This is a genomic window from Enterococcus sp. NBRC 3427 (assembly GCF_007996925.1).
Lineage (GTDB): Bacteria > Bacillota > Bacilli > Lactobacillales > Enterococcaceae > Enterococcus_B > Enterococcus_B lactis.
The window spans coordinates 53178-78510 of sequence record NZ_BJLL01000005.1 but is presented as its reverse complement, the minus strand read 5'-3'; the positions used below and the strand labels follow the sequence as shown (position 1 = coordinate 78510).

24 protein-coding genes and 1 riboswitch are annotated in these 25333 nt (G+C 36.9%); of the genes, 20 read left to right on the top strand and 4 right to left on the bottom strand.

The genetic code is table 11. The features are described from left to right. Positions 1–193: 193 nt before the first annotated feature. Positions 194–565, bottom strand: a complete 372-nt coding sequence (locus tag ESP02_RS02260; protein WP_002374673.1) for a hypothetical protein — start codon at positions 563–565, stop codon at positions 194–196. A gap of 609 nt (positions 566–1174) precedes the next feature. Here ESP02_RS02260 and ESP02_RS02255 point away from each other — a divergent pair. Next, positions 1175–5647: an LPXTG cell wall anchor domain-containing protein gene (locus tag ESP02_RS02255; RefSeq protein WP_025478516.1), complete on the top strand. Its 4473-nt coding sequence runs from the start codon at positions 1175–1177 to the stop codon at positions 5645–5647. A gap of 168 nt (positions 5648–5815) precedes the next feature. Further along, positions 5816–7279: a helix-turn-helix domain-containing protein gene (locus ESP02_RS02250; RefSeq protein ID WP_002374676.1), complete on the top strand. Its 1464-nt coding sequence runs from the start codon at positions 5816–5818 to the stop codon at positions 7277–7279. Positions 7280–7408: 129 nt separating this feature from the next. On the opposite strand, the gene ESP02_RS02245 is transcribed toward ESP02_RS02250, so the two are convergent. Both ESP02_RS02245 and ESP02_RS02240 read right to left on the bottom strand, forming a co-directional pair. Continuing rightward, positions 7409–7636, bottom strand: coding sequence for a helix-turn-helix transcriptional regulator (locus ESP02_RS02245; protein ID WP_002374678.1), 228 nt, complete (start codon positions 7634–7636; stop codon positions 7409–7411). Between the two features lie 8 nt (positions 7637–7644). Then, on the bottom strand, positions 7645–8118 hold the full coding sequence (locus ESP02_RS02240; RefSeq protein ID WP_002374680.1) for a DUF2975 domain-containing protein: 474 nt from the start codon (positions 8116–8118) through the stop codon (positions 7645–7647). 310 nt (positions 8119–8428) lie between these two features. On the opposite strand from ESP02_RS02240, the gene ESP02_RS02235 reads away from it, so the two are divergent. The 4 genes from ESP02_RS02235 (at position 8429) to ESP02_RS02220 (ending at position 11354) form a co-directional block, all read left to right on the top strand. Continuing rightward, positions 8429–9706 (top strand): GHKL domain-containing protein, encoded by a 1278-nt coding sequence (locus tag ESP02_RS02235; RefSeq protein WP_025478517.1) that lies wholly within the window; start codon positions 8429–8431, stop codon positions 9704–9706. A gap of 7 nt (positions 9707–9713) precedes the next feature. Beyond that, the gene (locus ESP02_RS02230) at positions 9714–10454 is read left to right on the top strand and encodes a LytTR family DNA-binding domain-containing protein (protein WP_002374684.1); all 741 of its coding nucleotides are present in this window, start codon (positions 9714–9716) and stop codon (positions 10452–10454) included. Positions 10455–10620: 166 nt separating this feature from the next. Continuing rightward, positions 10621–11202, top strand: coding sequence for an accessory gene regulator B family protein (locus tag ESP02_RS02225; RefSeq protein ID WP_002374686.1), 582 nt, complete (start codon positions 10621–10623; stop codon positions 11200–11202). Then, entirely contained in the window at positions 11199–11354 is a 156-nt protein-coding gene (locus ESP02_RS02220) for a cyclic lactone autoinducer peptide (protein WP_002291297.1), read from the top strand. Before ESP02_RS02225 ends, ESP02_RS02220 begins: the two co-directional genes overlap by 4 nt. Before the next feature lie 76 nt (positions 11355–11430). Here ESP02_RS02220 and ESP02_RS13250 read toward each other — a convergent pair whose 3' ends face one another. Further along, positions 11431–11604 carry a hypothetical protein gene (locus ESP02_RS13250; protein WP_002291299.1) on the bottom strand — a complete coding sequence of 58 codons (174 nt, stop codon included), beginning with the start codon at positions 11602–11604 and terminating at the stop codon, positions 11431–11433. Positions 11605–12021: 417 nt separating this feature from the next. On the opposite strand from ESP02_RS13250, the gene amaP reads away from it, so the two are divergent. From amaP to ESP02_RS02140, 14 genes are all read left to right on the top strand, one after another. Further along, complete coding sequence (amaP, locus tag ESP02_RS02210) at positions 12022–12588, top strand: alkaline shock response membrane anchor protein AmaP (protein WP_002297459.1); 567 nt, start codon at positions 12022–12024, stop codon at positions 12586–12588. Between the two features lie 12 nt (positions 12589–12600). Next, positions 12601–12789, top strand: coding sequence for a DUF2273 domain-containing protein (locus tag ESP02_RS02205; protein ID WP_002290682.1), 189 nt, complete (start codon positions 12601–12603; stop codon positions 12787–12789). Positions 12790–12801: 12 nt separating this feature from the next. Beyond that, positions 12802–13359, top strand: a complete 558-nt coding sequence (locus ESP02_RS02200; protein WP_002295944.1) for an Asp23/Gls24 family envelope stress response protein — start codon at positions 12802–12804, stop codon at positions 13357–13359. A 31-nt stretch (positions 13360–13390) separates the two neighbouring features. After that, positions 13391–13633 carry a GlsB/YeaQ/YmgE family stress response membrane protein gene (locus tag ESP02_RS02195; RefSeq protein WP_002290686.1) on the top strand — a complete coding sequence of 81 codons (243 nt, stop codon included), beginning with the start codon at positions 13391–13393 and terminating at the stop codon, positions 13631–13633. 329 nt (positions 13634–13962) lie between these two features. Beyond that, positions 13963–15177: an ammonium transporter gene (locus tag ESP02_RS02185; RefSeq protein WP_002374689.1), complete on the top strand. Its 1215-nt coding sequence runs from the start codon at positions 13963–13965 to the stop codon at positions 15175–15177. A gap of 30 nt (positions 15178–15207) precedes the next feature. Then, entirely contained in the window at positions 15208–16635 is a 1428-nt protein-coding gene (locus tag ESP02_RS02180) for an amino acid permease (RefSeq protein ID WP_002374691.1), read from the top strand. 22 nt (positions 16636–16657) lie between these two features. After that, entirely contained in the window at positions 16658–17584 is a 927-nt protein-coding gene (gene glsA, locus ESP02_RS02175; protein ID WP_038398949.1) for a glutaminase A, read from the top strand. Between the two features lie 207 nt (positions 17585–17791). Beyond that, positions 17792–19252, top strand: a complete 1461-nt coding sequence (locus ESP02_RS02170; RefSeq protein WP_002374697.1) for a hypothetical protein — start codon at positions 17792–17794, stop codon at positions 19250–19252. Positions 19253–19484: 232 nt separating this feature from the next. Further along, on the top strand, positions 19485–21248 hold the full coding sequence (locus ESP02_RS02165) for a 1-deoxy-D-xylulose-5-phosphate synthase (RefSeq protein WP_025478518.1): 1764 nt from the start codon (positions 19485–19487) through the stop codon (positions 21246–21248). An 85-nt stretch (positions 21249–21333) separates the two neighbouring features. Further along, the gene (locus ESP02_RS02160; protein WP_002374702.1) at positions 21334–21792 is read left to right on the top strand and encodes an ASCH domain-containing protein; all 459 of its coding nucleotides are present in this window, start codon (positions 21334–21336) and stop codon (positions 21790–21792) included. Positions 21793–21906: 114 nt separating this feature from the next. Continuing rightward, on the top strand, positions 21907–22590 hold the full coding sequence (locus tag ESP02_RS02155; protein WP_002374704.1) for an N-acetylmannosamine-6-phosphate 2-epimerase: 684 nt from the start codon (positions 21907–21909) through the stop codon (positions 22588–22590). A 147-nt stretch (positions 22591–22737) separates the two neighbouring features. Further along, positions 22738–23352, top strand: a complete 615-nt coding sequence (locus ESP02_RS02150; RefSeq protein WP_002374706.1) for a flavin reductase family protein — start codon at positions 22738–22740, stop codon at positions 23350–23352. Between the two features lie 15 nt (positions 23353–23367). Then, positions 23368–23574 carry a hypothetical protein gene (locus tag ESP02_RS02145; protein ID WP_002324866.1) on the top strand — a complete coding sequence of 69 codons (207 nt, stop codon included), beginning with the start codon at positions 23368–23370 and terminating at the stop codon, positions 23572–23574. A gap of 223 nt (positions 23575–23797) precedes the next feature. Next, positions 23798–23964, top strand: a riboswitch (M-box (ykoK) riboswitch). Between the two features lie 124 nt (positions 23965–24088). Continuing rightward, a complete protein-coding gene (locus ESP02_RS02140) occupies positions 24089–25252 on the top strand; it encodes an FtsW/RodA/SpoVE family cell cycle protein (protein ID WP_002374707.1) in 1164 nt (387 codons plus the stop codon). Positions 25253–25333 lie beyond the last annotated feature (81 nt).

The following is a 25333-nucleotide window of genomic DNA, read 5'->3' as shown; positions in this document are numbered from 1 at the left end:
GTTGTGACTTGTGACCGAGGAGTTGGTAAGAGAACACCGTTTATTCGGAATAAGGGCTGTGACAAGATTTTTGTCACAGCCCTTTATTTGTGTGGATAAATTCCCACTGAGTTTTTTAAAAGTTTTTAAGAAAAAACCAGTATATTAACCAATTTTTACTTAAATGTGTCTTTATTGATACAGAGAAGCTTCTTTAATAAAAGAATGTCTCTCTAAATTTTCTTGAGAGAGGGAAGGTGAATATACAAAATAGTACGACCGCTTGAAAGACCCAGATGATCCACAGATGGATCGTATGATACTGATGAAGTAAAAAGCAATGGATCAGAAACTCAAAGAGATTGAAAAAGACAAGGAAGAAATAATATCTCTTTTTTACTCTTGTCTGTTTTAGCCAATAATAGCTGGTAAAGTAATCTAGGCAAACAAATAGAAGTAAACAAAGCTTCGTAAGAGCAGTAATCGTATCATGTTGCTCTGCTAGACGATTGACGAGCAGAAAGAATGTTGGTAATGGGATATAGATCACGAGTAATGAAAGAAAAAAGTAAACAATGAATGGCATACTATTCCTCCTAATTGTGTGAGTTCGCCCTCATTTTAAAATAACGATATTTGTTTGTGAAGCTTTTTCGTGTCGTAACAAATGTTATCTAATTTAATTTTAAATAAATAAACATTATTATCAAATTAACGTTAAAAAGAAAAAAGAGTAGTGGATCGTTGTTATTCGAAACATTCTGTCAAAAACTCCATATTAAATGGGAAAAAGTGGCATTACATAATAGAAAGAACCCCTTTACAGTATAAATGTGGGAGTTTGCTCCCGCATAAAACCAAAAAGAAAGGAGTGGGAAGCACCCAGTTACGATTATTGGGGAGAGAACTACATATTCAAAGATCGTAAGAAGGGGAATAGGAGCAATTCACGTACAATGCTGACCGTCAAGTTTGTCACAACAAATGATCGTTAGGTGTTTAGCAAAATCAATATTGTTTGATTGATTCGATTTGTGACAAATGAGCAAAAGCTACGGAGGTTGGAAACAAGTAAAACTATTTTTACACGATTTATTTATGTTTAAGACAAGAAAATAGCATACCTTCTTTGCTGACGGTTTAAAACAGACCGCTTTTGATCTGTATAGGAAAAATAAAGGAGGTAAAACGTTCATTGAAAAAAGTAAAAAAGCTATTAACTAGTACACTATCCTTGGGGCTGGTTCTAGGGAATATGGGCGGTACCGTAGTAGAAGCCACGTCTGCCTTACATTCGATCGAATTACCCGCATTAAGGCAATTGCGCCCTCAAGAAGAGAAAGAGCAAGAAGAAACGAATGAAGAGGAAAACAAACCTCGAGCATCTACCTTGCCACGATTACCCATAGAAACACAAGAAAAAGAAGAGTTACGAATGGAGAATGTCCTTCAGGAGTCACGACTAGCTAGATGGTCACGTGAAGAAATACAAGAAGAAGCAATAAATTTTGCTGCACGTTTGATCGAATATAGGTTGAATGAGGCAATGAAAAAACATAATCATTCTTTTACAAATGGGGAAATGATAGAAATTCATTTTTTACCACAGATAGAAGACATATTTAATATGCCCGAAGGTATTCGTCCTAATTTTCCTTCTAATGCGCTTCATAACAATACAGTGATTATTTGGCCCCATGGTGTAACTAACGATGTTCAAAGTTCTTATACAGAAAGTGGGAATTGGAGATATGACTTGTCAGTTCGTGGTACCGCTTGGGACACTCAATCAATGACTCTAACTAGAATAGGAAATCAACAAAATTTAGGCACAGAAACTATGGAAATACGGCTAATCCTTGCGCTAAGGTTTGACAGCTCCGGCCCAGTCTCCACAAATTCTATAAAAACAATAAACTTTCTTTCTGCAGCACAAGCCATGGGAGAACTTGGAGTTGAAGCAAAAGATGGACCGCATTATCTATGGATAGGAAATGATCTCCCTGATCCATCTAGTTATGTGGAAATTGATCAGAGCAATGTCAAGTGGGATCTGAAGACAGAATGGGAAATTCCGCCAAGAATGTTTACAGCGGGCACCCAAAATACTAGAATCAAGGTAACAGAAGATAGATCGGGCAGAACGGCTACAGTAAATGTTCCAATAACTGTCCAATCAAGAGATTTACAAGTTACTGGGAAGGCTGGCCCGCATTCCATTTACGTGAACGAAGCAATCCCTAATCCTGCTGACTACTTTGACGTGAGAGACCCTCTTGGACAGACACATCAGTTAGAGTGGCTCGATGCTGATACGAGTTCAGCTGGTACGAAAACGTGGCGGGCAAAAGCAACGGCTGCTGATGGTCGGGAAGCTACTGGTTCGATCACGATGGATGTTCTTCCTCAACCAGAGGTAGAACTAAAATTGCAGGATGTGGAAAATCGACATCTCGGTGGAAATTATCCTACACTTTCCTCTTCATTCCGTGAATATATCCAAGAAGCGACGATGGAAGGGCAGAGGCTTAATACAGCTGACTTAGAGTTTGTCACCGCTGAATCAACAGAGCCAGATTATTCTATCGTAGGAGAACAGCCGCTCAAACTGACTGTTCACACGAGGCATCCCGTTACAGGTCGAATGATCAAAGGAACAGCTGAAACGAAGGTCAATGTCCGTTGGGGGGACACGTTTTTACTGAAAGCTCATAATGGACAATCAGCGGGTGCATACGCCTTCCAGTTGAGAAATGGGAATAATGCTCGAATCGTGGCAACTCGAGGATTAGATTCTCCTCTTGATGAACGGATTGGTCTGGAAGATTCGTTGTATTACTCTATTGAGGTGCTACGAAATGACCGACAAGCTTATTACCATGAAGTGCCGGGGAGAGCTACTTTACAGCAAGTGATCACGACATTCGGAAATGGAAATGGATACCTTGATGTACAGTTGGGCGATATCATCAATATTCAGCATCCACAAAAGAGTGCAGGAAGCTCAGTCTTGATGGTAGAAGAAGAAGAACAGGATTTCACTTACGGGACAGATAACGCCTATTATCGTGTCACGGCTTTCGGATTTGAACCACTTCCTGTACTTCCTGATCCGGCGATCCAGCTGAAATTGAAGCCAATGGAAGACCGTTCATTAGGAGAAACTTCTGCGTCACTTGCGAGTACGTTTAAAAATTATATCGAAGAAGCCACTTTTGAAGGGGAATCAGTTGCGGTCGATGATCTAGAATTCGTCGCAGCAGAATCGACAGAGCCGACGAATACGATCGCTGGCAAACAAGACATTCGGATCACGGTACAAGCGAAACACCCGATTTCAGGGGAAACGATCAAAGGAACAGCCGAAACATCGGTCAATTATCTTTGGGGAGATACGTTCATGATCAAGTCAAGCGAAGGTGGTTCAGCAGGAGCTTATTCCTTGCATCTGAGAAGTGGGAATGCAGCTAGATTAACCGTTACCAGTGGGTTGCCTTCAGCGTTAGATGAACGGGTCGGTACGGAAGAATCGATGCACGCCTTGTATTACACTTTGGAAGTCCTGAGAAATAATCAGTCGGTTTACAATTATGAAGTGCTCGGTAGGGGTACCTTACGACAAGTGATTGATAACTTTGGGAACGGGAATGGCTACTATGATGTACGATTGGATGATGTGATCAAGATCTATCATCCGCAGAAATCGCCAAACAGTTCAATTGTCATGATTGATGAAGAAGAACGGGATTTCACTTATGATTCCGAATATGCTTATTACAGAGTGACTGCATTCGGACTAGAACCGATTCCAGTGATGGAAGCAGAAGGGACTTCGCAAATGTTCTCTTTGAGGGATGACGTCAGCACGTTAGATGTCAATGAACTAGTCAAAGATGTCACGATCAATCATCAAAGTATCTCAGAGGATCGTTACACGATCGAACAAGTGACAGAGATTGACACAAGTACAACTGGAAAACGAACGACAAAAGTAAAGATTACGATGAATGATGGGTTAGCTGAAACCGAAATCGAAGTCCCTTATGAAGTACAGTGGGGAAGTACATTCGTTCTTCGAGGACTGGAAGAAATGACCGTCGGCGCGTTTAGTTTATTAAAAGAAGGCGATCAGTTCGCAATCCATGCTTCTCCTGGTTCAAGCAACACGGACTTGAATCGTCCAGTGAACAATCCGTTCGGCAGAGGAATCTATTATGCCATCGAAGTGCTGGAAAACGACACGCGTAAATACAACTATGAAGTGACAGGGAATACCTTGATCCGTCAAGCAGTAAACGGCTTCAACAACGGGCAGCCGTTAGCAGTCAATGTAGGAGATACCATCAAAGTCTATCATGCGGAGACACAAGGAAGAAATCTTCTGATGATGGATGAAATGGTCAGAGATTACACTGGTGGTTCTAATTATGCCTATTATAAAGTAACAGAAGAAGGGTTTGAGCCGTTTACGGATATCAAGGCAGATCCGATTTCACAAGAACTGCTATTAGGACATGAGACGAATACAGTGAACCCGGCAGAATTGATCCAAAATGTGACATTCAACGGACGTCCGCTAACGAGTGATCTTTATACGGTGGAACAATTGTCTAACTTTGATACAACAACTGTGGGAGAAAAAGGGGTTCGTGTGAGAGTAAGCACGACTGATGGTACTGGATTCACAGAAGTGAAGATCCCTTATGTAGTGAAATGGGGAAGCACGATCCGAGTCAAAAACAATGACGGCGCAACGATTGGCGCATTTAGCTTGATCAATCAGAAAAACCCAAACAATCAGAACAATCAGCTGATGATCCGAGCATCACAAGGCGTGGCGAATACAGAGTTGTCCAAAGTAGTGCATGATTACTCCGACCGCTCGATCTATTATCAATTCGATGTGATGAACAAAGATAATACCACTAGCAGGTTCACTTATGACGTAACAGGAAATCGGACGATTGAACAAGCATTGTCTCGATTCAATAGTGGACAGCCATTGAATGTCAATGTGGGTGATATTATCAGAATCTATCATACAAAAGAGTTTAGACGAAATATGCTGATGGAAGATGAGCAGGAGAAGAACTTCACTTATGGTTCTCAATATGCTTATTATGAAGTCACAGAATATGGGTTCGAACCAAGCGGGAAAATTGATGTAGAAGCTAATAAAGTAGAAATTCCACGAGGTGCCACGGAACTAGATCTTAAATCATTTATCAAAAATGTAAAAGTAAATGACAAGGTCATTCCAGAAAATCTTTATACAGTCTCTTTAAATTCTGAAATCGACACATCAACTCCTGGTCGGAACAATGTCGCAGTCAATGTGACGACAGACAGTTCTTATGGCGGTTTTTCAACAGAATTGAATATGCCGTATGAAGTACGTGATCACACGACGAATTCCAGTACAAATGAATCGCAAAATAATCATACAAATAATGAAGGTACAAGCGGCAGTACGGAACGAAATGAAGGGACGACACCAAGTATCCAAGATGATCCAACAACAAGTGCAGATAATGAATCTTCACTGAATATGCCACAAACCAATGCAATTAGGAATACTGCATGGACATTGATTGGTATCGCGTTAGTAGCAGGCATAGGGGCGATTGTTATGAGAAGAAAAGCAAAAGAGAAAGCTGAAAATCAATAACCGTTTTTTGCTTAAGTAAGAAAAAATAGTTCTCAAAGCTCCTAATTCTAAAGCAGATACACGATATAATATAATCACAAGCACTCAATAAGGGAAACCGACATTGAGTGCTTTTACATTTATCTATCAGGATGTATCAAAAGAATTTTGTTAGAAAGGGGTGGAAACATGTTGAATCTTCTCTCAAAAAAATTACAACGTCAGTTGAATCTGTTAGAAATACTATTCGAGGGGGAACGTTGCCGTCTTAGGCAATTGGAAAAAAGATTGGCAAGTTCTGGAAAAACATTACGGAACGATTTTATAGAAATCAATACATATTCTTCCGATATCCAAATCGTCACTGATCGGGATGCTGGTGTGACAGCTATATTTTCACCTGCCTTCACAAAAGATCATATTTATCAGATCGTGATCGCCCAATCTACTGAATATAGATATTTAGAAACCATACTGCTACATCCAAAAGAGAATTATTTAGAATTAGCAGAGTATCTGTATATTTCAGAAAGCACATTGCGAAGAATCGTAAAGAAAATCCAATCAAAATTAAAAAAATACGATTTGAGGATCAAAGGGTTGACTCGGATTGTCGGAGAGGGTCAGGTGATCGACGGTCTTACAGCTCGTTTGTTGATGGAAAAATATCCTTCTCCTGCTAGTATTTTTAATCGTTCTTTTAGCGAGGCAACTTATGATGTGGTCATCCTATTTTTAAAAGAAAACCAGCTATATGAGGTAGCAAAAAATGATCCGAAAACCTTATGTTTTTTACATTTTTTTATTGCTTGTCGTATACAACGATTCAACAAAAATAAAACGGGATTGGAGCAAAATAAAAACAGCTGTTTCACCTTTTCATTCTTGGAGAAAAATCACTTGAGCCATTTTTCTTTGCCGCGGGAAGAAAAAATCTGGCAGTGGATATTTGATACAGAAGTCATTCATACTGCTTTGAAAATAAGAAATGCAAGCGAGCAAAGAGAGTATCATTTTTGTATCGGTAATTGTTTAATGATATGGATGGATTGCTTGGAAAAAAAATATCAGTTGGAATGTGAGAACAAAGATTTGATCGTTCAACGATGTAAAGAGATACTGACACAACCACGATTTCCAGAATATATCCTAAATGATCCAAGCCAGACAACGATAGTTGATCCGCCGATTTTAGCCTGTTTATATGAAGAATTAAAGGGAAAGATGGTAGATGACTGCAGAGAAAAAGGATACGTCATTCCTGAACTTGATTCATTTGTTCGCTATGCTATCTTAGAAATTCTTTTCGACTGGCCATTATTGCTATCATACATTGAAGGGAAAGAAAATAAATTAAAAGCAGTGATAGTCACAAATACAAGAAAAAAACAAGCGGATGACATAGCAAAAAGATTGCAAGAAAAATTGGGAGACTATTATCAATTTGGTGTTCTTCCAAACTTTTATCAGAAAGAAACGAATTTATACTATCCGGATATCGATTGTATCCTTACGAATGCGAGGATGGAGGAGGAGACAAACATTCCGATCTTCGGTATTTCTCTATTTCCAAATCAACGTGAGATCCAAAATCTTCTTCATTTTTATCAGGAGAAGCACCAAGTAGTAGAAGAAAAGTCTCTCTACGTGTAAATACATATCTATAGACAACAGGATATTCCATCAAAATAAAAAATATCTGAATAATAGATGTAATGACCGCTAAAGGTCTCATACATCTATTATTCAGATTATTTTTTTACTGATTGTTATGCTTTATATTCATTTTTTTGGTATAGGATCGAGGTCTTTTTGATAACTTAACAAATTTCCCGGTTGACACTCTAATACTTCACAGATTTTTTCGAGGGTAGAAAAACGGATAGCTTTTGCTTTTCCGGTTTTTAGAATAGAGATATTTGCCATCGTAATACCCACTTTTTCACTCAATTCTGTTACACTCATCTTTTTTTGAGCCAATACTACATCTAGATTAACGATAATAGCCATGTCGCACCTCACACTGTCAAGTCATGATCTGTCTTAAGTAAAATCGCATGTTCGAGCAGATTTTCCAACACGCTTGTCAAAGTATATACGGCAAAAGGAATGAATACGACAGCAATTCCTACCAACATCAAACCAGGAGCATCATCTAAATCTGCCACTTTCAAAAATTTAGGAAGCAAGCCGAAAAAGGCAAAACCAATAATCAGAATCGTTCGTTCGATTTTTTTTAGAATGTCCAAGCTTTGATTAGAAAAGGCCTGGTTTTCTTCGATTTGTTTCAACAGCCTCAATAAAAAATAAGCAATAATAATCCCTAAGAGAAGGGCAAAGTAGATGACAGAAACGAATAAAGTCGTCTGCCAATCAAAATTGAATCCTTTTTCGCTTGTAGCAATCTGAGTATAAAAAAGTATACCGAATAAAATAAATACGGCACTTATACCTAAAACAACAAACTTTAATAATAATGTTTTTAATTTCATTTTTATCCCTCTTTTATCTTTGATAGCTAAAATATAGCAGAATAATTATTGAAAAGCAATTACTTTTTATCGAAAAACAATAAATTTTTGTCGTTTTTAGTAAATATGATTTTATAGTATTTGAGAGTTTTAATTGAAGTTAGCATTTGATTCTTTTTGATTTATAAGGAAACTTTTAAATATGTTATTTACAAATAGTTAGTAAACTATGTTACAATTTTTATGGGGAAAAACTTAAAAAATAAATTTTTTTATTCATAATTGCTGTTTATTTTGTTATGTAAAACATGCATAAAGTGAGGTTCTAAAATTGAATATTTTACAGTTAAGTTATTCTCTACTTATATCAGGGCAGCTGATGACGATGTTTGTTGGATTGGGCTATTTGAACAAGAAACTAAGAAATAAAAAGTATGCTTTATTATCAATCTTGGTTATCCTGTTGATATCGGTGCTTTATCAATGGATAAATGTAATTGCCACTGGTTTGGTATGGCTAGTCATGTGTGCTCTCGTGATTTATCATGAAGAGACGCTTCAATCAGCTTTATTCTATGCTTCGTTATCTATTATCCTGCTTATTTTTTCTAATTATCTAATTTACGTTATCTTAAAATCATTATCTATAATGATGAATGATTTGGGTATGTGCTTTTTATCAATTATTTTATATTTATGTTTCGCATTTTATTTAAGGAATTATATATTGAAAAAAGTACCCCTTGAATCGATGGTATATGATATTAGTAAGTATACTGTTATTGCGACGTTTTTGATTTATTTCATTTTTCTTATGATGGAACGCTTTTCAGATTTAGACTGTTTCATGAAGGGTGCTCATGGGATTTTTATGCTGGCATATAGCCTTTTTGCTATTCTTATCAGCTTTTTAGCTGTTTATATAAAAAAGGCAGAATATAAAAGTAAAGAAGAAAAGAATCGAATGGAATATCTTATCGAATACAGTGAGCAAATCGAAAAAAGTTATATGGAAATACGTAAGTTCAAGCACGACTACAAAAACATACTGGTTTCTATGGAAAATTATATCCAAAGTAATGATATAGATGGGATGAAACATTTTTTTTACTCCCATATCAAGGAAACTGGAACTCTTTTTGATCAGGAATTATTAGAAATGTCACCGATAAGAAATCTTGAAGTCAAGGAAATAAAAAGTATCGTTTTGAGCAAGTTGTATCTAGCTCATGAAAAAGGAATAGAAATAGACGTAAATGTGCCACAAAAATTGGATTCTTTCCCCGTTCCTTCTATCATGCTAGTTCGGATGCTGGGGATCATACTAGATAATGCAGTTGAAGAATCTTCTATTATAGATAAGCCGAAAATCTTGTTTGCCGGATTGAGACAAGAAGAAGCGATAACCTTTATTATTGCCAATAAATGTCGTTCTGATATACCTGATTTACATGTATTAAAGAAAAAATCTTATTCATCAAAAGGGAAAGAACGTGGGATTGGTCTAAGCAATCTTGATGAATTAGTTCAGTTGAATAAAAATGTGTACTTAGATACTAAAATCGAAGAAGGGCAGTTTATTCAAATACTGACAATTTGGGAGGGGTAAAATCTTTATGTTGAAAATTTTTGTTTGCGAAGATGACGGAGCATTTAGATTAAAATTAGCAAAGATGATCCAAAATTATTTAATGATGCAAGATTATGACATCAAATTTCAAATGGATACCTCGGACCCGGAAGTGCTGCTTTCATATATACGTTCAAATAAAACAGAAGGCATCTATTTTTTAGACATTGACTTAAGTGCCAATATGAATGGAATCAATCTAGCCGCTACGATTAGAGAATACGATCCACTAGCAAAAATTATTTTTGTGACCAGTTACACAGATTTAGCTTATCTCACTTTTTTATATAAAGTAGAAGCAATGGATTATATTGTGAAGGGGAACGATACACTGCTGCAAGAAAGCGTGACAAAATGTATCGATGTGGCTAACCAAAGATATCTTGATACAATTTTACCTACAAGAGAACAGATTCGTATTAAGAGTGGACCAATCAATACAAAATTGTTCGTAGACGAAATCTTGTTTTTTGAATCCAGTCCTGTTCCTCACAAAGTGATCGTTCATCTTGAAAATCGAATGCTAGAATATAATGGAAAAATCAAAGAGATCGAATCGTTTAGCCCGAGCTTTTACCGTTGCCATCAATCGTTTGTTGTAAATGTGGATAATATTTGTTCCATCAACAAGAAGGAAAGAACGATCCTTATGTCTAACGGAGAAAAGTGTCTTGTTTCCACCCGAAGTTTAAAAAAATTATTGATTGCATTTAGCAAAGGAGCGTGACGAATGTCACGTTCTTTTTTTATAGAATATTTTAGACCTAAAGAATATAAAGGGGGTATTAAGAAAGATAACACTGCAGTTATGTAAAAAAAACGCGCACTTTTTACTTTTTAATATATGCATCCTTATTTTTAGTATAATCAAAAGTGAGAAAGGGGTAAACGATATGCCAAATGAATATCTGTCTCTTGAAGAGAAGCTGTCAAGCAAGATGAGCAGAAAACTCGGAGAGAAATATGGGTTAACAGAACTGGATGAAGCAAAAGTCAACTATGGATTAGCGATCCTGTTCATTAATCTTTTCAAGTTCATGCTTATTTACGTAACAGCGTTTTTCTTACATAGCATTTTTGCTGTGATCACCACTCATTTGTCTTTTGTTGCTGTACGAAGATATGCAAAAGGATATCATGCAAGCCGAAGCATGGCCTGCACGCTCTATAGTATGGGATTATTGGTGGCGCTGCCTGTTTTGGCTAATCATTACAATTTGGAACTTACACGCTACGAATATTTCATCGGAGCAGCTATTCTTAGTATGGTTTTAGGAATTATTGGTTCCTTTATCGCACAAGACCAACAAAAAAGAAGAAGCGTAAGAAACAAACTAGTGATAACAGGAATAAGCCTCACGCTGATCGGTTCAGTGATTCCAGCAAATGATTCAAGAGTCATGATATTACTGGGTATGTTGACCGCAATCTTACTTGTATTCATTCCAAAAAAAGAAAGGAAGATTATCAAATGAAACACACACAAACTAAATTTAGTCTCTCACATGCAATCACAACAATTGCTATCAGCGTTGCCGAAAAGGCTGTAATAAGCGGAAGTACCTGTATTGGTTTAGTTTATGAACCAAAAGTACCAGAGGCATTAAAAAAAGAAGTAGAAAAATAAGTAAAAATAAAATGGATTGCCGAATAAAAAGTACCGTAAGTCCTAAAAACTGTGCCAACAGATCGTTGGCACAGTTTTATTTTTTTCGATAGTTTTGTAACAAAAATACAAAGATGAAAAAGAATAAAGATTCCCATAGTGTAGTAGTCCAGCTGAATTCTTTACTGATACCAAATACCATATTTCCAAGATTCGATACAATCAAATAGCCAATCGTTATGATCAATGAATAATACAATCTTTTCATCATAGGACATACCTCGTTTTTATTTATAAGAATAGTATAAACCAAAGAAGAGAATAAGAAAAATGATAATAGAAAAATAAAGTAAAAACGCAATAAAGTAACTTAAGTTATTTTATTGCGTTTTTTTCTTCACTGAAAAATTTTAATAAATAAATAGAATTTTGTAATAATAACTGAGCATAATCTTTGCAATTTTTAATCTTGAATAATATCCTTTAAGTATAGCCAGCAATCAAAAAGAAATAGAGAATAAGCAAGCAGTTGTTATTTCAGTATCCGACAGACGATAAAACGCCGTTATGATCCAACAATGTTTGGTAGCGTTTTATTTACTGGTGCTAAGCTAACCATTTTCTCTCTATACTGTGATTGTCGGTAGAGTTATTTACAGGGTAAAAATAAGTTTATAGGAGGTGGAAAATGAATAAGGGGTTAAAAATAATCGGTGTTATCATGAGTTTGCTGCTACTTTCAGTATTTCTAGCGATTGCGTTAATCAATGCGCCGTATATTATGCCTGAACAATTGGAACGATTTCGCTTCTTTACCTTAACGAATTACTACATGCAACAATATATTTTCTGGGCAGCTGTAGTATTTGCCGTTCTTGCTATTATCATCTTGCTAGTCGTTCTTTTCTATCCAAAATCAAGAGGAACTTTCGTTATGAAACGGGAAGATGGCAAATTGACGATCGACAAAAAAGCGATTGAAGGGCTGGTACGTTCCCATTTACACGAAGAAGAGTTCATTCATTCACCTAAAGTACGGATACGTTCAACGAAAAATCGAATCCATATCCATGTTAACGGAGACTTGAAGCGAACTTCTTCATTAGTGGGGAAAACAGGTGTACTGATGCAAGACATCGAAGAAGAAGTGACTAGAGTACTTGGAACAAAAGAAACAGTCAAAGTGGCAGTCACATACAGCGGTTATGAAGAACAAGAAGATACAAGAGACTACAAGCACTCTCGAGTGGAATAGGAGGGCCAAATAATGAAAGAACTATTTTCAGCATACAAGCTCCCTATTATCTTTGGGGGTCTTGGACTACTGCTAGCTGTTTTATGGTTAACGATTGGATTTTTCAAAACATTGTTGATCATCATCATGACAGCAATTGGCGCAGGAATCGGATTTTATTTGAAACAGACAGGAATAGTGGATCAATTTTTTAAATCATAGGAGGAAACAAAGATGGAAAACAAAAACATGAACACAACAAATGGATCAGTTTTGGCAAATGAAAAAGGAGAAAACCGCATGATGAATGGTGAATTGACTTATGAAGACAAAGTTATCCAAAAAATCATCGGCTATGCATTGAAAGATGTAGACGGTCTATTGACATTAGATGGCGGATTCTTCTCAAATATGGCTGAAAAATTAGTCAACACAGATAATGTAACAGCAGGTATCAATACAGAAGTAGGGAAGAAACAAGTAGCTGTGGACTTAGATGTGATTGTAGAATACGGTAAAGACATTGAAGACATCTACAACCAAATCAAAGAATTGATCAGTACTGAAGTCAACAATATGACACATTTAGATGTTATCGAAGTGAATGTGAATGTTGCAGACATCAAAACACAAGAAGAATACCAAAAAGATCAAGAAACAGTACAAGACAAAGTAACAGAAGCAGCAAAATCAACAGGACAATTTGCTTCACGCCAAACAGATAAAGCAAAATCTGCTGTAGGCAAAGGTGCACAAAAAGTCAAAGAAAATAACGAACCACGTGTACAATAAGAAGTAAAAAGTCAGTTAGGAGGAATTTAAAATGGGATTTATTTGGGCATTAATCGTCGGAGGTATCATCGGAGCAATTGCAGGAGCAATCACGAATAAAGGATCATCAATGGGAATCATCGCGAACATCATTGCTGGTTTAGTTGGTTCAGCCATTGGACAAGCTTTATTAGGAACTTGGGGACCAACAATTGCAGGAATGGCTATCATTCCATCATTAATCGGTGCAATCATTTTAGTATTAGTCGTTTCATTCTTTGCACGTAAATTATAAGCAAATTGAAGAAAAACTTATGTTGAAATGAAGAACAAATTTGAGAACCGCAGCGAAACTTGCTGCGGTTCTTTTTTTATATGAAGTATTCTTTATTCTTTATGAAAAAATAGCTTGAAAAATAAATAAAGGCGAAAATAAACGGTTTTCTATAAAAGAAGTCGTTTATTTTTTTGTCTTTATTTGGTCAAAACGATAAGAAAACGCAGCACACCAAGCTTTTATTGATTGTCTGTCTTTTATAAATACAAGAATGTATTCAAAAAAACAGAAGAAAAATACAAGTAGATTTTCTTTTATACTCGTAAACGTAGAAAGGAAGCGAAAAAATGAATACATTACCTATCAATACAGGAGATACAGCATTCATGATTTTATGTACAGCAATGGTTTGCTTGATGACTCCTGGTTTAGCATTTTTTTACGGCGGACTGGCACGGAAGAATAATATACTGACGATCATGACTCAATCTTTTCTCTCAGTTGGGATAACAACGATCATGTGGGTATTCGGTGGATTCGGATTGGCATTTGGACGGGATATCGGCGGTATGATTGGAAACCCAGCAGATTTCTTTTTGATGAGACATGTTACAAGCTTCCCCAACATGTTCCATGGAGCGACGATTCCATTTTTGATGTTCTTTCTTTACCAACTGATGTTTATCGTGATTACTGTTCCTTTGATGACAGGAGCTTTTGCAGGGAGACTGAATTTAAAAGGCTATATTATCCTTGTTGTTTGTTGGAACTTGCTGATTTACTTCCCTGTTTGCCATTGGATATGGGGCGGCGGATTTTTGGATCAGATGGGATTTAGAGATTTCGCTGGCGGAGCAGTCATCCACACGACAGCTGGATTCGGTTCATTGGCATGCATCCTCACACTTGGACAAAGAAAGATTCCTATGGGCGAAAGAAATCAGCATAGCAGTCTTATGGCAGCAGCTATCGGTACAGGTTTACTTTGGTTTGGCTGGTTCGGTTTTAACTCCGGTGGTGCACTTCGAGCAGATGATCAAGCAGTCAATGCATTTGGTTCAACATTCATCGCTCTTGCATTTGCGATGGTTACTTGGTTGATTATTGCAAAAGTAAAAGGAAATGGCTTTGATTTTGTCGACGTACTAACAGGATCCGTTGCTGGATTGGCAGCCATTACGCCTTGTGCTGGTTATGTAGAAGCAAAAAGTGCCATGTTGATTGGAATCATTGCTGGAATCGTCTGTCATGCTGCTGTTGATTTTCGTAAAAAGAAACAATGGGACGATGCACTTGATGTGTGGGGCGTCCATGGAATGGGCGGATTCACAGGGACGATCCTGATCGGAATTTTTGCATCTAACAGCCATTTATTAACAAATCCAAGCAGCTGGTACTTCTTAGGAATCCAAGTGATTGGTGTCATCATTACTGCCGTTTATGCCTATGTGCTAACAGCAGCGATTCTAAAATCAGCCATGCATTTCACAACGATCACTACTACAAAAGAAGAGCAGGAAGAAGGATTAGACTTTTTCTTCTTCGGTAACAAACGCAATTGAAACAAAATCAAATAGAAAAGAGGAAGATTCATGCAACAAAGCAAAACGAAAATTCCTGCAAAGAAATTAACGTTCTTCGGCTTTTTAGCCATGACGATCTCAATGGTCGTTTCATTATATGAATATCCCACATTTGCGACCTCTGGCTTCAGTTTAGTATTTTTCTTGTTATTAGGCGGTTTGCTATGGTTTATCCCTGTAGCATTGTGTGCAGCAGAGATGGCAACGGTGAAAGGCTGGGAAAAAGGCGGTGTCTATACTTGGGTCAGTCGGACATTGGGAAAACGATTTGGTTTTGCCGCTATCTTTTTCCAATGGTTTGAGATAACTGTTGGCTACTTGACTATGCTGTATTTCTTGACTGGTGCATTATCCTACGCAACAGGGATCGATGCTATACAAAACAATAAATTTCTAAAATTGGCTATCTTATTGATTATTTTCTGGGCTATTTTGCTCTCTCAGCTAAAAGGAACCAAATACACTTCTTTAATTGCTCGAATCGGTTTTGTAGCTGGGATCTTATTGCCTGCATTAGTCTTGTTTGGCTTAGGGATCCACTATGTCGCTTCAGGTGCTCCACTACAAACGACACTGTCTATGAAAACATTGATTCCTGATTTTTCAAAATTACCTACGCTGGTTGTTTTTGTTTCCTTTATTTTAGCGTATATGGGAGTAGAAACATCTGCTAGTCATGCAAATGAAATGGAAAACCCTAAAAAGGATTATCCATTAGCAATGTTTGTATTGGTTATTCTAGCAATCATTTTAGACACTTTTGGCGGATTGACTGTGGCTACTACAGTACCTCAACAGGGTTTGTCTCTTAATACAGGAGTGATCCAATCGTTAGAATTTTTATTAAGACACATTGATCCAAGTCTTGCATGGATTGCGAAAATCCTTGCGATCCTTGTTTGTTTAGGTGTCATCGGAGAAATAGCTTCTTGGGTAACTTCTCCTTCAAAAGCACTTCACGTAGCGGCAGAAGAAGGATTACTTCCTGAATATTTTGCGAAAGAAAATGCACAAGGTGTTCCTGCGCATTTGATGATTGCAAATGGGATTGTTGCGACAATCTGGGCAGCCGTCTTTACATTAAGTGGCGGGGGGAATAATCTTTCATTTCTTGCAGCAATGTCATTGACTGTTGTGATCTACCTAATGTTGTATTTTATGTTTTTCGCTGGCTATTTGAAGTTAGTGTTTAAAGATGAAAGTCTTGAAAGAGCCTATCAGGTTCCAGGCGGAAAAGTTGTAAAAGTAATCGTTGCTTGTTTAGGTCTTTTGACTTCACTTTTTGCTTTTTGTATCTCATTTGTTCCACCTGCAAGTATTGCAGCTGGACAGCATGGGATTTATGAAACGATTCTGATCGTTTCTTATCTTATCGTCTTAGTTATTCCATTTACGATCTACGCATGCCGTCATAAATTCCAGCATGCAGAAAAATAAAAAATGAAAGCTGGTTATTCAAATGGAAGGAAAAGAATTAGAACAATTGATTGGAAAAAATTTCCACTATTATCAAACGGGACAAGTGGCAGACTACATTCCAGCATTAGCTGAAGTAGATCCAAAACAATTAGGTATGGCGATTTATGATCTGGATACAAAACAACTGATCGTGGGAGGAGATGCCGATGTACGTTTTGCCATCGAAAGCATGTCAAAAGTTCCCGTATTGTTATTAGCAATCAAAGATAACGGAATTGAAAAAGTCTTTCAAACAATCAACACGGAACCAACCGGATTTGCTTTCAATTCTATCATGAATATGGAGATCAATCATCGCAAACATCCGATGAACCCTTTTGTTAATGCAGGAGCGATTGCAACAACCTCTTTGATTGCCGGAAAAGATGCAGATGAAAAATTTGAACGGATCGTGTCATTTATGAAAGAAATCTGTGATGATCCTGATATCACATTGAATGAAGAAATCTATCATTCTGAATCAAGAACAGGTGATATCAATCGCTCTCTTGCTTATTACATGAAAGGCAATCAAATGATCGAAGGAGACGTTCCAGAGATACTCGATGCCTATTTCAGACAATGTTCCGTCAATGTCACCGCTACAGGTATAGCAAAATTAGCCGCTGTATTGGCAAATAAAGGGATTGCTCCTTGGAATGGCAAACGGCTCATTACTGAAGAAAGTGCAACGATCGTCAAATCGATTATGACAACTGCCGGTTTGTATGATGAATCAGGTGAGTTTTCCGTCCATGTTGGTGTACCTGCAAAAAGCGGTGTAGGTGGCGGCTTGATGGCAGCTGTGCCCAATCGTTATGGCATAGGCGTCTTCAGTCCAGCACTAGATCCATTCGGTAACAGTGCAGCTGGCATTCAATTACTGAAGGACGTAGTCAAAGAACTAGATGCTGATATCTTCGAATAACCTTTCTTGAAAGTGGCTGGGGTAAAGGTCCAAGCGACGCCAAGTTATCGAAACGATAGCTGGAATTGTAAGCTTGATCGACTTTTGTTCCGGCTTCTTTTTTTATTGGTTTTTGAAAGGGGTTTTCTAAACAAAAAGTAAATAAAAAAGCGATTCGTGGATATGTTTAAATAAAACTATAAGAAAAACTGGAGGCGTGTATCAGGAATGCTGGAAAAATACATCGAGCGAAATATATTTAGAAAAGTGTATCTATGCGAACAATTATTTGAATTCCAAGAAATAGATATCGAACAAACAGCTATTTCACTAGGGGTGACCACACCGACGATCCTTCATGATCTAGAAAGTCTAGCCGAGTGTCTGGAATATTGCATAAAAGAACAAATAAGAGAGAAGCATAAGTACAAACTTATATTTAAACGAGGGATTGCTCTTTCTGAGCTTACGCAATTTTTGTATGGTCAATCTTATTTTTTAAAGTTTTTAAGTTATTATTTCAAGGGCATATTCACGAGTACAGAACTGGCTGATCTTGAATTTATTTCTTTGAGCAAAGTATATACGATCAAAAAGAGCGTCTTGGATTTTTTCAAAGAAAATGATTATTTGAAAAATAAAGAAATCATTATTCCAGAATTTGATTCGCGGAATATTCTGCTAGCTTTAGTACGTTATATCAATTGGGAAGGATATGAGAGTAAAAATCCGCATGTAGAAGAAGCTTGTAACGAGCTGATCGATTATGTAGAGACTCATTTTTTTAAAAGAAGATATTCGGAAGACGAAAAATTTTTTATCATACGGGGAATAGAGATGGCAATTGGAAGAAAGGCGTTTCCCCTTGAACTGAAAGAAGAAGATAAGAAAAGTGCGGAGACGAAGCCGTTATTTCAATTAGTCTGTCAAGGATTGGAAGAGCAAAAAGGAATGTTAGACTTACAGGAAGAAGATGTCTATTATATTTTTTCTTTGTTCAATAGCAGAAATTATACCAATGAGAACATGGAGCTGTTAAGAAAAGATTTCGAAGTTGTGTATAAAAATTTTGTTCTCAATGACCTGTCACTCAATGAATTGATTTTACAGATTCTCCCAGTCGCTGAAATCGACGATGCAGACAATTTTATTTTTAAGCAATCCTTTTTACAATTCGTCCGCACGTTGTGGGCAGACGGTCAAGTATTTTTACCGGAACGAATCTATCTACTGTCAGAAAAAGAACAACTTCTATACAGAAAAATAGTAGAAGTGCTAGACGATTGGAAAAAGAAAAACCAAATTCATCTAAGATGGAATGATAATTTCATCCGAAAATTTGTTAAGAGTCTTTCTTTGATTACCAGAGATCAGATGATACAACAAGAAATAGAAATATTTGTTGTTTCTGAAAGTTCAGTCAAACAATTTTTTTATCGAACCCAATTTCATTTGTATGCTGAAGAAGACATGGCTGAAATAAATCCCATTTTATTTCGTTCTTTAGAAGAATTACCTGATGAATGTTTGTGTTCAAAAAAACGAGTGGTTTTATGCGATGCTACTAGCTATCAAACTGGTTTAGAAACTGAAAAAACAAAGGTCTATCCTATCTCGTTAAAAGGCGCAAACATCCTTTTGTATCGTATTGCTCAAGAGCTTCATTTATTAAAAAAACATATTTCTTGAGGAGATCTTAAAGCAAGACAAAAATCAACTTTCTACAGCGCTTTTTAAAAGACTGTAGAAGTTTTTTTATTTGTGATCTGATTTGTGCGAAGAACTACTTATATAACAAACTTTCTCTGAAAATTTTTTAAAATACTATTGACTTAGAGTCAACTCTAAGGAGTAGAATAGATAAAGTGTTACAAATCTATTTTCAACTAAAAAGAAGATAGTACGGAGGAGAGAATGTATGATGAGTACAGCATTACATGTATTGGATACAATCAACAGTCCAGCAGATGTCAAAAAATTATCTGTGGAGGAAATGAAACAGTTGGCAGAAGAAATGCGCCAAAAAATCTTGCAAAAGGACAGCGATGTAGGTGGGCACGTTGGTCCGAATCTAGGTGTAGTCGAATTAACGATTGCTTTTCATTATGTATTTGATTCACCTAAGGATAAAATCGTATGGGATGTTTCCCATCAATCTTATGGTCATAAGCTGCTAACTGGTCGGAAAAATGGCTTTGAAAAAGGACATTACCATGAAGTAAGCGGGTATTCCAATCAACACGAAAGTGAACATGATTATTTTACAGTGGGTCACACATCTACATCTATCAGTTTAGCTACTGGGTTGGCTAAAGCCAGAAATCTGAAGAAAGAATCAGGGAATGTGGTAGCATTTATTGGAGATGGCTCACTAAGTGGCGGCTTAGCTTTTGAAGGGCTGAACAACGGTGGCGCTTTACAGACCAATCTAATCGTATTAGTAAACGATAATGAGATGTCTATTGATGAGAACCACGGTAGCTTATATCAGAACTTAGCAGAGCTTCGTCAAACTCACGGTGAAAGCAGTAATAACCTATTTAAAGCTATGGGATTTGATTATCGCTATGTGGATAATGGAAACGACCTAGAGACGGTGATCCGTTTATTTGAAGAAGTAAAAGATATTGATCATCCCATCGTACTTCACGTACATACGGAAAAAGGCCGCGGTTATCAGCCAGCAATCGATAATAAAATGAAATATCATTGGCACGTCCCATTTGATCTGTCTACAGGAGAAGCAAAACAGGCAGCTTCTGGAGAAACATTCAATACGATCATCATGGATTATCTGGATAAAAAAATGCAAACAAGTACAGTACCTATTGCCGCAGTCAATGCAGCAATACCAGGTGCCTTTGGACTGAAAACATTCCAAGAAAAACATCCAGATCATTATTTTGATGTGGGGATCGCCGAGCAGCATTCCATCACCTTTGCTTCTGCTTTGGCTTCTCAGGGAGTACGTCCAGTCGTCTTCCAATCAAGTACTTTCCTGCAACGGGCATATGATCAATTATCACATGATTTAGCGATCAACGAGAATCCAGTCATCCTTTTAGTTGGTGGCGGAACGATCTCTGCTAGTGATCGAACACACCAAGGAACATTTGACATTCCTTATTTATCAAGCATCCCGAATATCAAATATCTTGCTCCAGCGACAAAAGAAGATATGATCTCTATGCTAGATTGGGCTTTTGAGCAAACAGCACAGCCTGTGGCAATTCGAATCCCTACTCACGGTGTAGAACATGGTAAAGCCATCGCAAATGATTACAGTATTCCAGCCTATCAGACAGTAAATAAAGGCGAAAAAGTGGCAATTTTAGCTTTAGGTGGTTTTCTTGGACTAGGAAAAGAAACAATGGAAGCTTTTAGAGAAAAAGGAATCGAAGCAACATTGATCAATCCAGGAACAATTACAGAAAATGATGTAGAAACATTAGATAAATTAAAAGAAGCCCATGAATTAGTCATCACATTAGAAGATGGTAGTTTATCAGGCGGATTTGGCGAAAAAATCAGTCGTTATTATGGTGACTCTTCAATGCATGTGCTGAATTTCGGTGCAAAGAAAGAATTCACAGATAGTGTTCCAACAGTTAAACTTTATGAACGTTATCATTTGACACCAAGCCAAATCGTTGAGGATAGTCTACGTGTCTTAAATATTCAATAATACATCGTATTTTCCATCCAGATAATCGTTTATACTAGTATCTGGATGGTTTTTTATTATATGAAACAAAGGAGTAGATGCTCTTATGTATCAAAAAGTAGAAGAATATTTCAAAAATTTTCAAGAAGAATATCCTAGGTATCAATCAGAAAAACTAAGCTTTTTTTCATTTGGGAATACAGAAGAAATGGCAGATGAATTGAGTGAGTTAGTTGTAAAAAAAATAAAAACCGGTACATCAAGTGGATACGATCTATACAAAAAAGAGAAGGAACCTTTACCAAAAGTGGGCCAGTTAGATGTGGTTCTGAATGGAAAAAATGAACCAGTTTGTATCATCAAAAATATAAATGTGACTATCTTGCCTTTTAGTGAAATCACGGAAGAACATGCTTGGAAAGAAGGAGAAGGAGATCGAACGTTAGCTTATTGGCGGAAAGTCCATACTGACTTTTTCAAGCATGTCTACAAAGAAGCACTGAACATGGCATTTACAGAAGAGAAGCTGATCGTATATGAAGAGTTTGAAGTGATTTTCTTTTAGCAAGCCTTTCTTGATAAAAGAAAAAAGATAGCTCCTTTATTGACTCCTAGATAGAAAAGGGTTACATTTTTATAAGAAGATGTATTTCTAGAGAACGTCATTGGAGGAGATAGTGTGGATGTACTGGAAAAAATAAAAGGTGGGATTGTCGTTTCTTGTCAAGCTTTGGAAAATGAGCCATTACACAGTTCTTTTATCATGGGGAGAATGGCTTTGGCTGCAAAAGAAGGCGGAGCAGTTGGTATTCGCGCAAATACAACAGAAGATATCAATGAAATCAAGCGAATCGTTGATTTGCCAGTCATAGGGATCATTAAAAGAGATTACGATGGGTCAGAAGTATTTATTACTGCGACAGAAAAAGAAGTGAAAGAACTTTTGGAGACGCAAGCTGAGATCATTGCACTCGATGCAACTTCTCGTAAACGTCCGACAGAAAAAGCAACAGCTGAGCTTGTCCAAATGATCCACGATCACGGTCGATTAGCCATGGCAGATATTTCGACTTTTGAGGAAGCGCTTCAAGCACAAGAAGATGGTTTCGATCTCTTGTCTACGACATTAGCAGGATATACAGAATATTCTCGAAAGACACAGACGCCTGATTTTGATTTGTTGAATCAGATCATAGAACAAGTCAATATACCAGTAGTCATGGAAGGACATACTGACTCTCCAGAACAAGTAGAGAAAGCCTATGAATTAGGTGCTTTTTCAGTCGTCATTGGATCCATCATCACCCGTCCGCAATTCATCACTAAAAGATATGTTGAAGCTGCGAATAAAGCAAAGAACTAAAAAACACGTACGGCACAGATTCTTGACAAAAAAGAAAAATTAATAGATAGTTTAAAGCAGATTCTAAGAAGAAGAGGAAAGCATTGCTTTTCCTTTTGTCTTCGCAGATCTGCTTTTTAGCGAATTTTATAGAAAGAAGGCGAGACCATGTTTGAACGAAGTCCTTCAGAATTGACAGAACGTGAAAATTACAAGTTGCTGATTGGTTCAGTTATCCCTAGGCCAGTTGCAGTAGTAACGACTAAATCCGTAAATGATATAGTGAATATCGCACCCTTCAGTTACTTCAATATCGTCAGTTCGAATCCACCTATCTTATCCTTGGCGATCCAGAGAAAACAAGATACAGTAAAAGACACAGCAAAAAACATTCTTGAGACAAGAGAAGCGGTCATCCATATCCTTGATGAGGACAACGTAGAAGAAGCAAATAAAACAGCAGCTAATCTGCCTAATGAGGAAAGCGAACTACACTTGACTGAATTGACTTTAACAGATTCAGCAATCGTTTCAGTTCCAGCATTGACAGAAGCAAAAGTTCGTTTTGAGACCACCTTATATGAACATGTCGAGATACGGAATAAAAATAAAGTAACAGCTGATTTATTTTTATTAGAAGTACAGAAATATCATTTGAATGAAACAGTCTATGATGAAAAGACGGGAAGAATCGACCCAAGAGAATTGAATGCTATAAGCCGTTTGGCAGGAAATGATTATGCAGCAATAGGAGAAATTTTCACGATCGCACGTCCCCAATAGGAAGGAGTAATAGGTATGTTAAAAATAAGTTATAAACCATCAGCAGATTCAAAAGAAATGGAAAAAGAATACGAAACAGTGAATGATTTTCTGCAAGGGCAGTATTTAGAAGTTCCGCCATTGCAAGATCATTTTGTCGTCACAAAAGTTACTTTAGACGGCAAAGAAATAGGATTAACAGACCACACGATTAGCGGATTATTCAATTACTTCAACAAGTAAGTATTTATTCCGAAAAGTGAAAATCATATAAAAAAACATCAAAAATAAAAAAATTATCAAGGAATCCTGGCACAATTGAAAGAAACTGCGTTAGGATTCTTTTTCGTTATTTGTTATTTTTTCCTAAAAAATATTAAAGATTGTTAAATTTCACTATTTCATTTCAAATTCCATTGCCTATTCATTAGGAAAAGTCTATCATGGACTCGTAAATAGAATATAGTAATAACCTTGTTAGGTGAGGCTCCTATACAAACATAGGCTATTGCCCAGAAACGTCGAAAGTCGCCAATGGGTAAAACAGAAACTGTCGGATTAAGGCTTTTTCCAATAGCTAAGAATGTTTTCTTTACGTTGTATAGTGCTAAAACTCGGACGATGAGATGATGCTAGGTCAGAATTCTTGTTCGAAAAGGTTTCTGACCTTTTCTTTATATTTTCAAGACTGACTTATTTGATGAGACAAACTCGCTCCTCACCTGACAAGTGGATTACTGTGTGAGGAGGAGATGCGGTGAAAAAAAGAAAAAAGATCGATTGGTGGATTTTGGGTCCTTATTTGACTTTGTCCATGATCGGTCTTTTAGAAGTATACAGTGCTAGTTCTTATCGCTTATTGCAAGCAGATGAAAATACAAAAAGTCTATTATTGCGCCAACTGATTTTCATATTTTTGAGTTGGGGCGTAATCTTCTTAGCTCGTTCAATCAAACTGCACTATTTACTTCACCCTAAAATAGCAGGATATGGTTTAGCTTTATCGATTTTCTTTTTAATCTTAGTACGAGTAGGAATATTCGGTGTCACTGTCAATGGCGCACAACGTTGGATTTCTCTGTTTGGCATTCAATTCCAGCCTTCAGAATTAGCAAATCTTTTTCTGATTTTTTATCTAAGCTGGTTTTTTCGTGACGGAAATAATCCGCCAAAAAATCTAAAAAAACCTTTCCTGATTACAGTAGGCATAACTTTGCTGATTTTATTCCAGCCAAAGATTGCTGGAGCATTGATGATTCTTTCGATTGCTTGGGTCATTTTTTGGGCAGCAGCAGTTCCATTTAAAAAAGGAATCTATCTGATTGTTACTTTTTCTGCCTTATTGATTGGAGCAGCCGGCGGAGTATTATATTTAGGAAACAAAGGCTGGCTTCCCCAGATGTTCAATCATGCTTATGAAAGAATTGCGACTTTAAGAGATCCTTTCATAGATAGTCATGGTGCGGGCTATCAAATGACTCATTCGTTTTATGCACTATACAATGGTGGCATATGGGGGAGAGGATTAGGAAACAGTATCACAAAAAAGGGATATCTTCCAGAGACAGAAACAGATTTTATTTTTTCGATCATTACAGAAGAGCTTGGGCTAATTGGTGCATTGTGTGTACTTTTCTTATTATTCTCATTATGCATGAGAATCTTTTGTTTAAGCAGTCGTTGTAAAAATCAACAAGCTGGATTGTTTTTTTTAGGATTCGGAACTTTGCTATTCGTTCAAACGATAATGAATGTGGGAAGTATCGCAGGGCTTATGCCAATGACTGGCGTGCCATTACCATTTGTTAGTTATGGAGGAACAAGTTATCTGATCCTTTCTTTAGGAATCGGAATCACGTTGAATATTTCTTCGAAGATACAGGCCGAAGAGTTGCCGCTCTATCGACCTGAAAAACAATAAAGAGAAACTGAGAATCTCTCAGTTTGAATTATCATAAAGGACTATCTTTTATTTTTCAAGCGAGAGATTCTTTTTAGAAAG